The following is a 14,311-nucleotide window of genomic DNA, read 5'->3' on the forward strand; positions in this document are numbered from 1 at the left end:
AGAGCGCCCGGGGAAGGATCCCGGGCGCTCTCTGTATGTCAGCGGCGGCGGGCCAGGGACAGGGTGCGCTGGGCCGCCGTCACCACCGCCGCGTCGATGAAGCGGCCGTCCGGGAGCGCCTGGGCGCCCCGCTCCGTGGCGGCTGCCTTGAGGACCGTCTCCGCCCGCTCGATCTCCGCCCCGGTGGGCAGGTAGGCGCGTTCGATCACCGGGAGCTGGCGGGGGTGGATCGCGGCGCGGCCGAGGAAACCCAGGGCCCGGCCACGGGCGCAGGAGGCGGCGAGCCCGTCCAGGTCGCGGGTGTCCGGGTGGACGGACTGGGGCGGCGGGGGCAGACCGGCGGCCCGGGCCGCCACGACCACCCTGGAGCGGGGCCAGTCGAGGCCCGTGTCGTCGCGTACGCCGAGGTCGGCCAGCAGGTCTGCCTCGCCGAGTGCGATGCCGCGCAGGTTCGGATGGGCGCAGGCGATGGCGTACGCCTGCTCCACGGCGAGGGCCGTCTCCAGTAGCGCGTACAGATCGGCCCGAGCGGCCCGGTGCGCGACGTGGGTGATCCCGGCGGGTGAGGTGATCTTGGGGAGGCGGAGGCCGGAGAGCCCGGGAGCCGGGGTCAGGGCCGCGATGTCCTGCTCGCCCCAGGGGCTGTCCAGGGCGTTGACGCGGACATGGACCGGGACGGGTGGCACGTCTTCGAGCAGGTCGGCGGTGGCGGCGCGGGCGTAGGCCTTGCGGTCGGGGGCGACCGCGTCCTCCAGGTCGACGACGACCACGTCGGCTCCGCAGGCGAGGGCCTTCGCCACCACGTCGGGGCGGTCGCCCGGGGCGTAGAGCCAGGTGAGCGGGTACGCCGTCACAGGGCGCCCTCCGCACGCAGCGCCGTGACGTCGTCCGGCGACAGGCCCAGCTCGGTCAGGACCTCGTCGGTGTCGGCGCCGTGCGGGCGGCCGGCCCAGCGGATCGCGCCGGGGGTGGCGGAGAGCCGGAAGAGGACGTTCTGCATGCGCAGCGGGCCGAGTTCGGGGTCGTCGACGGTGGTGATGGTGTTCAGGGCCTGGTACTGCGGGTCCGCCATCACGTCCCGGACGTCCTGGACCGGGGCCACCGCCGCCTCGGCCTTCTCGAAGGCGGCCATGACGTCGGCGCGGGTGCGCGCGGCGATCCAGCCGCCGACCGCCTCGTCCAGGACGTCGGCGTGCCGGGCGCGGTCGGCGCCCGAGGCGAACCAGGGCTCGTCGATCAGTTCCGGGCGGCCGACCAGGTGCATCACGCGCTCCGCGACCGACTGGGCGGAGGTGGAGACGGCCACCCAGGTGCCGTCCGCGGTGCGGTAGACGCCGCGCGGTGCGTTGTTGGGGGAGCGGTTGCCGGTGCGGGGCTGGACGTGCCCGAGCTGGTCGTACCAGAGGGGCTGGGGGCCGAGGGCGGCCAGGATCGGTTCGATCAGGGCCATGTCGACGACCTGGCCCTCGCCGGTGCGCTCGCGGGCGGCCAGCGCCGTCATCACCGCGTACGCCGTCGTCAGGCCCGCGATGGAGTCGGCCAGGCCGAACGGCGGGAGTGTCGGGGGCGCGTCCGGTTCGCCGGTGATCGCGGCGAAGCCGCTCATCGCCTCGGCCAGGGTGCCGAAGCCGGGGCGGTGCGCGTAGGGGCCGAACTGGCCGAAGCCGGTGACGCGGGCCAGGACGAGCCGGGGGTTGACGGCCGACAGCTCCGGCCAGCCCAGGTCCCACTTCTCCAGGGTGCCGGGGCGGAAGTTCTCGATGATCACGTCGGTGGTGGCGGCCATCCGCAGGAGGGTGGCGCGGCCGCCGGGCTTCGACAGGTCGAGGGTCATGGTGCGCTTGTTGCGGCCGAGCATCTTCCACCACAGGCCCACGCCGTCCTTCGACGGGCCGTGGCCGCGGGAGGGGTCCGGCTTCCTCGGGTGCTCGATCTTGACGACCTCGGCGCCGAAGTCGCCGAGCAGGGTGGCGGCCATCGGGCCGGCGAAGAGGGTGGCGAGGTCGAGGACGCGCAGGCCGGTGAGGGGCGCGGTCGTGGGCGCGGTCATGGGCGGTGGGTCTCCCGGTGCGTGAGGTGGGCGAGGGTGTCGAAACCGATGCCGTTGAAGTCGCCGACGGACGTCGACAGCCGGTTCTTCAGGGGTGCCGTCCAGCGGTGGGGAAGCGCCGCGGGGTGTCCGGCCAGCAGCCCGGCGATGGAGCCGGCCATGGCGCCGTTGGAGTCGGTGTCCCAGCCGCCGCTCACGGCGCGGCAGATGGAGCCGGCGAAGTCGCCGTTCGCGTGGGTGAGGGCGGCGGCGGTCAGGGCGGTGTTGGGGACGGCGTGCACCCAGTGGTGGGTGCGGGCGTGGAGGGCGTGGAGTGCGTCGACGACCGTGTCGAAGTCTTCGCGCTCGTGGGCCAGTTGGACGGCTTGGCGGACCGCCCGGGCCAGGCGGGAGCGTGGGGGGACGACGGCGAGGCCGGTGCGCAGGCAGGTGTGGATGTCGTGTCCGCCGCTCGCCGCCGCGGCGATGGCGGCCGCCGTGAACATCGCCGCGTAGACGCCGTTGGCGGTGTGGGTGAGGACGGCGTCGCGGTGGGCCTGTTCGGCTGCCGCGGCCGGGTGGCCGGGGTTGGTCCAGCCGTGGACGTCGGCGCGGATCAGTGCGCCGATCCACTCGCGGAACGGGTTGCGGTGGCGGGCGGTGTGCGGGGGTTCCAGGCCGGTGAGGAGGTTGCGGTAGGCGATGCGTTCGGCGGTGAAGGTGCGGCCGGCGGGGAGTTCGTCGAGCCAGACGCGGGCTGCGTCCGTGGTGGTGAAGGCCTTGCCGTGGTGTCGGAGGAGGACGAGGTTGAGGAGGGGGTAGTTGAGGTCGTCGTCCTCGGGCATGCCGTCGATGTTCTCGGCGAGGGAGGTGCTCGCCGAGCGGCGGTTCCAGGGGTGCTGCCTCAGGAGGTCCTCGGGGACGCCCCGGGCGGTGAAGTAGGTGGTGAGGGGCCAGTTGCCGGTGGACCGGGCGAGTCGGCGGATGGCGTCGAGGGGGAGCTTCTCGACCGGTTTGCCCAGGAGGCAGCCGGTGGCGCGGCCGAGCCAGGCGGCTTCGAGGCGGTGCTGGGTGGTGGCCGGGGTGCCCACGGGCTCCGGCCAGTCGGGGCAGGCGGACCTGATCTTCTCCAGCTCCGTTGGTTCGTCGTCCGCCAACGCGCTCGGGAGGTCGGCCAGTTCGTCCAGGAGGTCCTCAGCCAGTTGGCGGAGGTATCGGGACGCCGGGGTGGGGGACGCGCCCGCGGTGGCCGGAGCCTCCGGGCCGCCCGCCGCTCGCCAGCGGGCTGCGATACCTTTCGGCTCCCGGCCGTCCTGGGCCGCCTGGCGGAGTTCGTGGCCGATCAGGTCCTCCGGCTGGACCCAGGTCAGTCGGAGCATTCCTGGCCTCCGAGGGACGCGAAGGCCTGCTCGTGGGTGCGGCGGCGGGTCACGTCCCGGGCGAAGATCTCGCGGGTCACCGCGGTGAGGGCGGCCGCCGGTTCCCAGAGGTCCAGGCGGCTCGCCTCCGCGACCGTCTTGGCCCACTCCTCCGGGACCGGTGAGCCCAGGGCGCCTGCCAGCGCGCCGGCCATCGTGGCGATGGAGTCGCAGTCGCGGCCGTAGTTCACCGCCCCGAGGACCGCGTGGCGGTAGTCGCCCCGCGCCACGAGCAACATGCCCAGCGCGATGGGGAGTTCCTCGATCGAATGGAGGCGGGACGGGCGACGGGCGCCGAGCGACGGGGCACGGTAGTCGGGGCCCACCGTGTCGTAGGGGGCCACCGCCTCGCGCAGCGGGCGCAGTGCCGACTCGAAGTCCGTGTGACGACGGGCCTCTTCGCAGACCCGCTCGATCGCGGCCCGGGTGCCGTCCTTCGCGAGGGAGAGACACGTCGAGACGACCGAGTCCGGGGTCGCGCCGGGGGTGCACGCCGCCGCCACGGCAGCGGCCAGGACGCCCGCCGCCTCACGGCCGTACGACGACTGGTGAGCGCCGGCGATGTCGAGGGCTTCGGCGTAGGCCGCACGCGGATCGGCCGCGTTGACCAGGCCGACCGGGGCCATGTACATCGCCGCCCCGCAGTTGACGATGTTGCCGGTGCCGGCCTCGCGGGGGTCGGTGTGGCCGTAGTGGATCCTCGTCACCAGCCACTTCTCCGCCAGGAAGATCCGCTGGAGGGGGAGGGCCTCGGACTCCAGTTCCGGGATCCAGCGCGGCTCGGTCATCAGGTCCGGGACCAGGTGGTCGGCGATAGCGTAGGCGTCGAGGTGGTCGCGGACCCGGGTGTAGACGCGGATCAGGGCGTGGGTCATCAAGGTGTCGTCGGTGACGTGGCCGTCGCCCTTGTGGTACGGGGCGAGGGGGCGGGCCGTGCGCCAGTCGTCGCCGTGCCAGGGGCCGACGATGCCGTGGACGCGGCCGCGGTGGCGTTCGAGGATCTGCTCGGGCGCGTAGCCCTCGACGGGACCGCCGAGAGCGTCGCCGACCGCGGCCCCGACCAGGGCGCCGGTGATCCGCTCGTCCAGGAGGGTGTTTTGATGTGGTTTGGGCTGCATGGCCGCATCATCCACCCGGGCGGGCCGGTTGTACGGCTTCCAGGAGGTCGGCGAGTTCCACGAGGTCCGTGCCGGTGAGACGGGGCAGGGCGCAGCCGGAGAGGGTGCGGCAGGTCTCCCGCCAGGAGGCGGGGATCGACGCGCCGCCGCCCAGGGCGCCGGTCAGGGCGCCCGCCAGGGCCGGGGCGGAGTCCGCGACGCGGGACAGGCAGGCCGCCGCGGGGACCGCCTCGGCGATGCGGCCGCGGGCGGCGGTGGCCAGGGCGAGGGCGACCGGGACCGTCTCGGCGGCGGCGATGCCGTAGCTGTAGACGTGGTCGACGATCTGGTGCTCCAGGGGCGGGACCAGGGCGAAGGCGCTGTCCGCGGCGGCGGCGAGCTTCAGGGCGTGCCGGGCGTTGCGGCCGATCTCCGTCTCAGCGGGGAGTTCGGCCAGGGCCGCCGTGACGCAGGCGTCGACGTCCGCGCCGGCCAGGGCGAGGGCGAGCGCCGCCGCCATGGCGCGGGCGCCGTGGACACCGTCGCCGTCCTGGGTGTAGCGGGCGTCGAACTCGGCGAGGCCGGCGGCGCGTCCCGGATCGCCGGGGTGGGCCACGGCCAGGACGCAGGCGCGTACGCAGGCGGCGTCGTCGAAGTAGTGCGGGTTGTCGTGGCCGGTGGCGGGCGGGCGCAGGCCGGTGGCGAGGTTGCCGAGGCCGGCGCGGACGGAGATGCGGGCACGCAGGGGGAGGACGGCGGACTCGATCTCGGGGGCGCGTTGTGCTGCCGCGGCGACCTCACTGGCGAGGGCGTTCCAGGTGAGGTCGATGGCGGCGCGGGTGCGGCGCTCTCGGCTGAGGTCGTTCAGGACGGTGTCGTCGCCGGCGCGCAGGAGGGCTTCAGCGGCGAAGGCCGCCCACTCGGCGTCGTCGGAGGGGCCCAGCCGGAGGGGCTCCGGAGGCTGGTTCAGGGCGATGGGCACGGGGAGGGTCGTTGTCGCGTTGTGTTCGGCGAAGGTGTCCAGTTCGCGGGTGAGGCGGCGGGTCCAGTCGGGCATGCGGGCGGCTCTGTGGCGGGCGGCGGGCCAGCCGGCGGCGTCTCCGGCGGCCAGGCCGAGCAGGAGGCCTTCGAGCCTTCTCGTGGCCTCGGTTTCGCCTTCGGCCCGTTTGTCTCCCGCCCGCGCACCGCCCGTGACTGTCACCCGAGGGGCCCTGGTCTCCCGTGGGGCGATCTCGCCGTCGGCGGCCTCCACTTCGTACGTCGTCACGAGAGAACCTCCGCCGGTGTCAGCAGGTCCGCCACGTCCAGGACGTGGTAGCCCGCCATCGCCGGGAGGCATGACCCGCGGGCCGGGGTGATGGCCGTGGCCCAGGCCGGCGGAATGGCGGAGACACCCCGGCTCGCACCCGCCAGCGCGCCCGCCACCGCCGCCGTCGTGTCCGCGTCGCGGCCCATGTTCACCGCGGTCAGGACGGACTGCTCGAAGTCGCCGTCGGCCGCCGCGTACGCGCCGAAGGCGAGGGCGACCGCCTCGGGGGCCAGATCCGTCCAGGGGTAGCCGCCGATGACGACCGCGGAGCGGACCGCGCGTTCGCCGCGGTGGGCGACGGCCACCGCGCGGCGCAGGCTGCGGGCCGTCCAGGAGTCGTCGGGTACGACCGCGAGGGCCGCGGCCACGACCGCGATCGACGGGGCGCCCGCCATCGCCGCCGCGACGCCCGCCGCCACCGCCTGGCCGCCGTAGATGCCCTCGCCGTCGTGGCTCACCGAACCGTCGATCGCGACCAGCCGGGCCGCCTCCGCGGGGCGGCCCGCCGCGAACACCCCGAAGGGGGCCGCGCGCATGGCCAGACCGTCGCTCCAGGCGTGCCGGTGCTGGGCGGAGATCGGGGCGGCCAGGCCCCGGCGCAGGTTCTCCAGCGTGCCGCGTTCGCTGAAACCGGCGCCCCGGAAGGGGCCCTCGTCGCGGTCGGCGATCCACTCGTGCCAGGCCGCTTCCACATGGGCCGGGGTGAGTGCGGAGCCGTGCCGGGCCAGCAGGAGGCCGGAGAAGATCGCGTACTCGGTGTCGTCGGTGCCCGCCGGCTTCTCGGCGACGTACCCCGTGATCCGTCCCCACCGGGCGCGGATCTCGGAGGGCTTCATGTTCTCGGCCGGCGCCCCGAGGGCGTCGCCGACGGCCAGGCCCAGCAGCGCGCCGCGGGCCCGTTCGCGAAGCCCGGCGGCGTCCCCGGGCGCCGGGAGGGAGGGGATGCAGGCGATGGATGCCATACGGCATGTGTCCCACTCCGTGACTCCGCCGAGCCTCACGAGCCCCAGCATCACCCGGTCGACATCTGCGCGCGGCCATGATCAGGTGAGCGCGAAACGGTAAAACCGCAGGTTAGCGCAGCCTTTCCTTGCTGGCGGCGATGGAATTCGGGGCGTAGTTTTGTCGTTGTAAAACTCTGGAACGTGTCCAAAGAACGGGGAGTGAGGATCTTCCATGGCCATCATCGAGACCGAGGCGGCGCTGCACGAGGCGCATCGGGACAACCACACGCACCGGGACGTGAACGGCGGCTGGCTGCGTCCCGCGGTGTTCGGTGCGATGGACGGCCTCGTCTCCAACCTCGCCCTGATGACCGGTGTCGCCGGCGGGGCGGTCGGCCAGCACACCGTCGTCCTCAGCGGGCTCGCGGGTCTGGCCGCCGGCGCCTTCTCCATGGCCGCCGGCGAGTACACCTCCGTCGCCGCGCAGCGAGAGCTCGTCGAGGCCGAGCTCGAGGTGGAGCGGCGCCAGCTGCGCAAGCACCCCAAGGACGAGGAGGCCGAGCTCGCCGCGCTCTACGAGTCGAGGGGCGTCGAGCCGCCACTGGCCCGCGAGGTGGCCCGGCAGCTGTCGAAGGATCCCGAGCAGGCGCTGGAGATCCACGCCCGGGAGGAGCTGGGCATCGACCCCGGTGATCTGCCCTCGCCGACCGTGGCCGCCGTGTCGAGCTTCGGCTCCTTCGCGCTGGGTGCGCTGATTCCCGTCCTGCCCTATCTGCTGGGGGCGAGCAGTATGTGGCCGGCCGTGCTGCTGGCGCTGCTCGGGCTCTTCCTGTGCGGTGCGGTGGTGGCCAAGGTGACGGCACGCACCTGGTGGTACAGCGGGCTGCGGCAGCTGCTCCTGGGAGGCGCGGCGGCCGGTGTGACGTACGCCCTGGGCACCTTGTTCGGAACGGCCGTAGGATAGTGCGGCTCGGATCTATGCGTGAGGCCGCATAAGTAGCCGTTACTCGCTGGTTTCGAATGTGCGACCACCGGGCATGAGCCGTAAGCGCTGCGGGCAACGACGCTCGCCGCGCACCCTCAGCTGGGTGGGCGAAGACGCCCGCCCCGCTCCCCGGGCCGGCGGAAATCGATCTGACCCGATCGTTCCGTGCGGTCCCTCCATAGCTTCCACTGCTGGCGCGGTACCCCCGCCGCGAACCCGCAGTGTCCGCATGCTGGAACGGATTATCCCGCTTCCCGAGAACCGCTCCATCATGTAACCTGCACGAAATTTTGCGATCACGCGAGGGCCAACGTCGTCCCTCGGCACTTGCATATGCCACATGACGACGACGGGAGAGCCGATGCGTACGCCGCGCCAGCCGTCCCAGCATTCCGCGAATGGCCAGAACTGGTCCTTCATGGATGCTCGCCCTGCTGCGCAGGGTATGTACGACCCCCGCAACGAGCACGACGCCTGCGGCGTCGGCTTCGTCGCCACCCTCACCGGCGAGGCGTCCCACACCCTGGTCGAGCAGGCTCTGACCGTCCTGCGCAACCTCGAACACCGCGGCGCCACCGGCTCCGAGCCCGACTCCGGCGACGGCGCCGGCATCCTGTCGCAGGTCCCGGACGCCTTCTTCCGCGACGTGGCCGGATTCGACCTGCCCGACGCCGGTGCCTACGCCGTCGGTATCGCCTTCCTGCCGGAGGACTTCACCGACGAGGCCGTCTCGCAGATCGAGACGATCGCCTCCGACGAGGGCCTGACCGTCCTCGGCTGGCGCGAGGTGCCGGTCGCTCCCCAGCTGCTCGGTGCCACCGCCCGGTCGACCATGCCGGCCTTCCGCCAGATCTTCGTCAGCGACGGCACGGCCGCGCCCGCCACGGGCATCGCCCTCGACCGCAAGGCCTTCGTGCTGCGCAAGCGCGCCGAGCGCGAGGCCGGCGTGTACTTCCCGTCGCTGTCCTCGCGGACGATCGTCTACAAGGGCATGCTGACCACCGGCCAGCTGGAGCCCTTCTTCCCGGACCTGTCCGACCGCCGCTTCGCCTCCGCGATCGCGCTCGTGCACTCCCGGTTCTCGACGAACACGTTCCCCTCGTGGCCGCTGGCCCACCCCTACCGCTTCGTCGCGCACAACGGTGAGATCAACACCGTCAAGGGCAACCGCAACTGGATGGTGGCCCGCGAGTCGCAGCTCGTCTCGGACCTGTTCGGTTCCGACGACAAGGCCATCGACCGGATCTTCCCGGTCTGTACGCCGGACGCCTCCGACTCCGCCTCCTTCGACGAGGTCCTCGAACTCCTGCACCTGGGCGGCCGTTCCCTGCCGCACTCCGTGCTGATGATGATTCCGGAGGCGTGGGAGAACCACGACTCCATGGACCCGGCCCGGCGCGCCTTCTACCAGTTCCACTCCACGATGATGGAGCCCTGGGACGGCCCGGCCTGCGTCACCTTCACCGACGGCACCCAGGTCGGCGCGGTCCTCGACCGCAACGGCCTGCGCCCCGGCCGCTACTGGGTCACCGACGACGGCCTCGTCGTCCTCGGCTCCGAGGTCGGCGTCCTGGACATCGACCCGGCCAGGGTCGTCCGCAAGGGCCGCCTGCAGCCCGGCCGCATGTTCCTCGTCGACACCGCCGAGCACCGCATCATCGAGGACGACGAGATCAAGGCCGAACTCGCCGCCGAGAACCCGTACGCGGAGTGGGTCGAGGCCGGCGAGATCGAACTGTCCGACCTGCCCGAGCGCGAGCACATCGTGCACACGCACGCCTCGGTCACCCGCCGCCAGCAGACCTTCGGCTACACCGAGGAGGAGCTGCGCGTCATCCTCGCGCCGATGGCCAAGGCCGGCGCCGAGCCGATCGGCTCGATGGGCACCGACTCGCCGATCGCCGCCCTGTCGGACCGCCCGCGGCTGCTCTTCGACTACTTCACCCAGCTGTTCGCGCAGGTCACCAACCCGCCGCTGGACGCGATCCGCGAGGAACTGGTCACCTCCCTGCGCTCGTCGCTCGGCCCGCAGGGCAACCTGCTCGAGCCGAGCGCGGCCTCCTGCCGCAGCGTCCTGCTGCCCTTCCCGGTGATCGACAACGACGAGCTGGCCAAGCTCATCCACATCAACGCCGACGGCGACATGCCCGGCTTCAAGGCCGCGACGCTCTCCGGCCTGTACCGGGTGCACGGCGGCGGTGACGCGCTGGCCGCGCGCATCGAGGAGATCTGCACCGAGGCCGACGCCGCCATCGAGAACGGCGCCCGCCTGATCGTCCTGTCGGACCGCCACTCGGACGCCGAGCACGCGCCGATCCCGTCGCTGCTGCTCACCGCGGCCGTCCACCACCACCTCATCCGCACCAAGCAGCGCACCCAGGTGGGCCTGCTGGTCGAGGCCGGTGACGTCCGCGAGGTCCACCACGTCGCCCTGCTCATCGGCTACGGCGCCGCCGCCGTCAACCCGTACCTGGCGATGGAGACCGTCGAGGACCTGGTCCGCGCTGGCACCTTCCTGCCCGGCATCGAGGCCGAGCAGGCCATCCGCAACCTCATCTACGCCCTCGGCAAGGGCGTGCTGAAGGTCATGTCCAAGATGGGCATCTCGACCGTCGCCTCCTACCGCGGCGCCCAGGTCTTCGAGGCCGTCGGCCTCGACGAGGCCTTCGTCGCGAAGTACTTCAACGGCACCGCCACCAAGATCGGCGGTGTCGGCATCGACGTCGTCGCCAAGGAGGTCGCCGCCCGCCACGCCAAGGCCTACCCGGCCTCCGGCATCGCCCCGGCGCACCGCGCGCTGGACATAGGCGGCGAGTACCAGTGGCGCCGCGAGGGCGAGCCGCACCTGTTCGACCCGGAGACGGTCTTCCGCCTCCAGCACTCCACGCGCTCCGGCCGCTACGACATCTTCAAGAAGTACACCGAGCGCGTGAACGAGCAGTCCGAGCGGCTGATGACGCTGCGCGGTCTCTTCGGCTTCAAGTCCGGCCGGCAGCCGATCTCCGTCGACGAGGTCGAGCCGGTCTCCGAGATCGTCAAGCGTTTCTCCACGGGCGCCATGTCGTACGGCTCCATCTCCCAGGAGGCGCACGAAACCCTCGCCATCGCCATGAACCAGCTGGGCGGCAAGTCCAACACCGGTGAGGGCGGCGAGGACCCGGAGCGCCTGTACGACCCGGCCCGCAGGTCGTCCATCAAGCAGGTCGCCTCCGGCCGCTTCGGTGTGACCTCCGAGTACCTGGTCAACTCCGACGACATCCAGATCAAGATGGCCCAGGGCGCCAAGCCCGGCGAGGGCGGCCAGCTGCCCGGCCACAAGGTCTACCCGTGGGTCGCCAAGACGCGTCACTCGACGCCGGGCGTCGGCCTCATCTCGCCGCCCCCGCACCACGACATCTACTCCATCGAGGACCTGGCCCAGCTGATCCACGACCTGAAGAACGCGAACCCGCAGGCGCGGATTCACGTGAAGCTGGTCTCCGAGGTCGGCGTCGGCACGGTCGCCGCGGGTGTCTCCAAGGCACACGCGGACGTCGTCCTGATCTCCGGTCACGACGGCGGTACGGGCGCCTCGCCGCTCACCTCGCTCAAGCACGCCGGCGGTCCCTGGGAGCTCGGCCTCGCCGAGACCCAGCAGACGCTGCTGCTCAACGGCCTGCGCGACCGCATCGTCGTCCAGACCGACGGCCAGCTGAAGACCGGCCGCGACGTGGTCATCGCCGCGCTGCTCGGCGCCGAGGAGTTCGGTTTCGCGACCGCGCCGCTCGTCGTCTCCGGCTGCGTCATGATGCGCGTCTGCCACCTGGACACCTGCCCGGTCGGCATCGCCACGCAGAACCCGGTCCTGCGCGAGCGGTACAACGGCAAGGCCGAGTACGTCGTGAACTTCTTCAAGTACATCGCCGAAGAGGTCCGCGAAATCCTCGCCGAGCTGGGCTTCCGCTCCATCGAGGAGGCCGTCGGCCACGCCGAGACCCTCGACGTCACGCGGGCCGTCGACCACTGGAAGGCGCAGGGCCTGGACCTCGCACCGCTGTTCCACGTGCCCGAGCTGCCCGAGGGCGCGGCGCGCCACCAGCTCATCGCGCAGGACCACGGCCTGGAGAAGGCGCTCGACAACCAGCTGATCAAGCTGGCCGCCGACGCGCTCGCCGCGTCCGGTGCCACCGACGCCCAGCCGGTGCGCGCCCAGGTGCAGATCCGCAACATCAACCGCACGGTCGGCACCATGCTCGGCCACGAGGTGACGAAGAAGTTCGGTGGCGCGGGCCTGCCCGACGACACCATCGACATCACCTTCACCGGCTCCGCCGGCCAGTCCTTCGGCGCCTTCGTGCCGCGCGGTGTCACCCTCCGCCTGGAGGGCGACGCCAACGACTACGTCGGCAAGGGCCTGTCCGGTGGCCGGATCGTCGTCCGCCCGGACCGCGCGGCCGACCACCTCGCCGAGTACAGCGTCATCGCCGGCAACACCATCGGCTACGGCGCCACCGGCGGCGAGATGTTCCTGCGCGGCAAGGTCGGCGAGCGGTTCTGCGTCCGCAACTCCGGCGCGACGGTCGTCTCCGAGGGCGTGGGCGACCACGGCTGCGAGTACATGACCGGCGGCCACGCGGTGGTGCTCGGTGAGACGGGCCGCAACTTCGCGGCCGGCATGTCCGGCGGCATCGCCTACGTGATCGACCTGGACCGCGACAACGTCAACGTCGGCAACCTGGACGCCGTCGAGGCGCTGGACGACACCGACAAGCAGTGGCTGCACGACGTGGTCCGCCGCCACCAGGAGGAGACGGGCTCCACCGTCGCCGAGAAGCTCCTGGCCGAGTGGGACACCGCTGTCGAGCGCTTCAGCAGGATCATCCCCAGCACGTACAAGGCAGTGCTCGCCGCCAAGGAAGCCGCCGAGCGAGCCGGTCTCTCCGAGACCGAGACCCACGAGAAGATGATGGAGGCGGCGATCAATGGCTGACCCGAAGGGCTTCCTGAACCACGGGCGCGAGCTCGCCAAGTCCCGCCCCGTCGAGGAGCGCGTCCGGGACTGGAACGAGGTCTACGTCCCCGGCTCGCTGCTGCCGATCATCAGCAAGCAGGCCAGTCGCTGCATGGACTGCGGCATCCCGTTCTGCCACAACGGCTGCCCGCTGGGGAACCTCATCCCCGAGTGGAACGACTACGCCTACCGCGAGGACTGGGCGGCCGCGCAGGAGCGCCTGCACGCCACCAACAACTTCCCGGAGTTCACCGGCCGCCTGTGCCCGGCTCCGTGCGAGTCGGCGTGTGTGCTCGGCATCAACCAGCCGCCGGTCACCATCAAGAACGTCGAGGTCTCGATCATCGACAAGGCGTGGGAGACCGGGGACGTCGCCCCGCAGATCCCGGAACGCCTGTCCGGCAAGACCGTCGCCGTCATCGGCTCCGGCCCCGCGGGCCTGGCCGCCGCCCAGCAGCTGACCCGCGCCGGCCACACCGTCGCCGTCTACGAGCGCGCGGACCGCATCGGAGGCCTCCTCCGCTACGGCATCCCCGAGTTCAAGATGGAGAAGCGGCACATCAACCGCCGTATCGAGCAGATGCGCGCGGAGGGCACCCGCTTCCGCACGGGCATCGAGATCGGCCGCGACCTGAAGGCCACGGACCTGAAGAAGCGCTACGACGCGGTCGTCCTGGCCGTCGGCGCGACCATGGCCCGAGACCTGCCGGTGCCGGGCCGTGAGCTCAAGGGCGTCTACCAGGCCATGGAGTACCTGCCGCTGGCCAACAAGGTCCAGGAGGGCGACTTCGTGGCGCCCCCCATCTCGGCCGAGGGCAAGCACGTCGTGGTCATCGGCGGCGGCGACACCGGCGCGGACTGCGTGGGCACCGCCCACCGTCAGGGCGCGGCCTCCGTCACCCAGCTGGAGATCATGCCCCGTCCGGGCGACGAGCGGCACCCGACCAGCCAGCCCTGGCCGACCTTCCCCATGCTGTACAAGGTCACCTCGGCCCACGAGGAGGGCGGCGAGCGGGTCTACTCGGTCTCGACGACCCACTTCGAGGGCGACGAGGACGGCAACGTCCAGTGGCTGCACCTCACCGAGGTGGAGTTCATCGACGGCAAGCTGACCCCGAAGCCGGGCACGGAACGCAAGATCCCCGCCCAGCTGGTCACCCTCGCCATGGGCTTCACCGGCACCGACCGCGAGAACGGCCTGGTCGAGCAGTTCGGCCTGGAGCTCGACGAGCGCGGCAACATCGCCCGCGACGACGACTACCAGACCAACGTGCCGGGCGTGTTCGTCGCCGGTGACGCCGGCCGCGGCCAGTCGCTCATCGTCTGGGCCATCGCGGAGGGCCGCTCGGCGGCGCGCGGGGTGGACCGCGCCCTCACGGGTGCGAGCGAGCTGCCGGCACCGATCCGCCCGACGGACCGGGCCCTGATGGTCTGACCACACCCCGGAAAGACGTCCCGCACAACGGCGTGCGGAACACTGACAGCGCCCGCCCAGCAGTCCCCGACCGGACGACAGGGCGGGCGCTGTCGCACGTCCGC

General features: G+C 72.3%; 9 protein-coding genes. 3 read left to right on the top strand and 6 right to left on the bottom strand.

Annotated features, from left to right (window positions below):
* Nucleotides 1-38: 38 nt before the first annotated feature.
* Genes IO24_RS0104580 through IO24_RS0104605 form a run of 6 tightly spaced genes read right to left on the bottom strand, consistent with a single transcriptional unit; the run spans nucleotide 39 to nucleotide 6,815 of the window.
* Nucleotides 39-854, bottom strand: coding sequence for an HpcH/HpaI aldolase/citrate lyase family protein (locus IO24_RS0104580; RefSeq protein WP_031132077.1), 816 nt, complete (start codon nucleotides 852-854; stop codon nucleotides 39-41).
* Nucleotides 851-2,050 (bottom strand): CaiB/BaiF CoA transferase family protein, encoded by a 1,200-nt coding sequence (locus tag IO24_RS0104585; RefSeq protein WP_031132079.1) that lies wholly within the window; start codon nucleotides 2,048-2,050, stop codon nucleotides 851-853. Before IO24_RS0104585 ends, IO24_RS0104580 begins: the two co-directional genes overlap by 4 nt.
* Nucleotides 2,047-3,408 carry an ADP-ribosylglycohydrolase family protein gene (locus IO24_RS0104590; protein ID WP_031132081.1) on the bottom strand — a complete coding sequence of 454 codons (1,362 nt, stop codon included), beginning with the start codon at nucleotides 3,406-3,408 and terminating at the stop codon, nucleotides 2,047-2,049. Before IO24_RS0104590 ends, IO24_RS0104585 begins: the two co-directional genes overlap by 4 nt.
* A complete protein-coding gene (locus IO24_RS0104595) occupies nucleotides 3,396-4,565 on the bottom strand; it encodes an ADP-ribosylglycohydrolase family protein (protein WP_031132083.1) in 1,170 nt (389 codons plus the stop codon). The genes IO24_RS0104590 and IO24_RS0104595 overlap by 13 nt, the downstream gene beginning before the upstream one ends.
* Nucleotides 4,566-4,572: 7 nt before the next feature.
* Nucleotides 4,573-5,811, bottom strand: a complete 1,239-nt coding sequence (locus IO24_RS0104600) for an ADP-ribosylglycohydrolase family protein (RefSeq protein ID WP_234335194.1) — start codon at nucleotides 5,809-5,811, stop codon at nucleotides 4,573-4,575.
* Nucleotides 5,808-6,815, bottom strand: coding sequence for an ADP-ribosylglycohydrolase family protein (locus tag IO24_RS0104605; RefSeq protein WP_037667172.1), 1,008 nt, complete (start codon nucleotides 6,813-6,815; stop codon nucleotides 5,808-5,810). Before IO24_RS0104605 ends, IO24_RS0104600 begins: the two co-directional genes overlap by 4 nt.
* 214 nt (nucleotides 6,816-7,029) lie before the next feature.
* On the opposite strand from IO24_RS0104605, the gene IO24_RS0104610 reads away from it, so the two are divergent.
* The 3 genes from IO24_RS0104610 to IO24_RS0104620 all read left to right on the top strand — a co-directional run bounded on the left by IO24_RS0104610 (nucleotide 7,030) and on the right by IO24_RS0104620 (nucleotide 14,207).
* Nucleotides 7,030-7,761 (top strand): VIT1/CCC1 transporter family protein, encoded by a 732-nt coding sequence (locus IO24_RS0104610; RefSeq protein WP_031132089.1) that lies wholly within the window; start codon nucleotides 7,030-7,032, stop codon nucleotides 7,759-7,761.
* Between the two features lie 382 nt (nucleotides 7,762-8,143).
* Nucleotides 8,144-12,751, top strand: a complete 4,608-nt coding sequence (gltB, locus tag IO24_RS0104615) for a glutamate synthase large subunit (protein ID WP_078899152.1) — start codon at nucleotides 8,144-8,146, stop codon at nucleotides 12,749-12,751.
* The gene (locus tag IO24_RS0104620) at nucleotides 12,744-14,207 is read left to right on the top strand and encodes a glutamate synthase subunit beta (RefSeq protein ID WP_031132093.1); all 1,464 of its coding nucleotides are present in this window, start codon (nucleotides 12,744-12,746) and stop codon (nucleotides 14,205-14,207) included. The genes gltB and IO24_RS0104620 overlap by 8 nt, the downstream gene beginning before the upstream one ends.
* The last annotated feature ends 104 nt before the right edge of the window (nucleotides 14,208-14,311 follow it).

The organism is Streptomyces flavovariabilis, assembly GCF_000725785.1.
Classification (GTDB): Bacteria; Actinomycetota; Actinomycetes; order Streptomycetales; family Streptomycetaceae; genus Streptomyces; species Streptomyces hawaiiensis.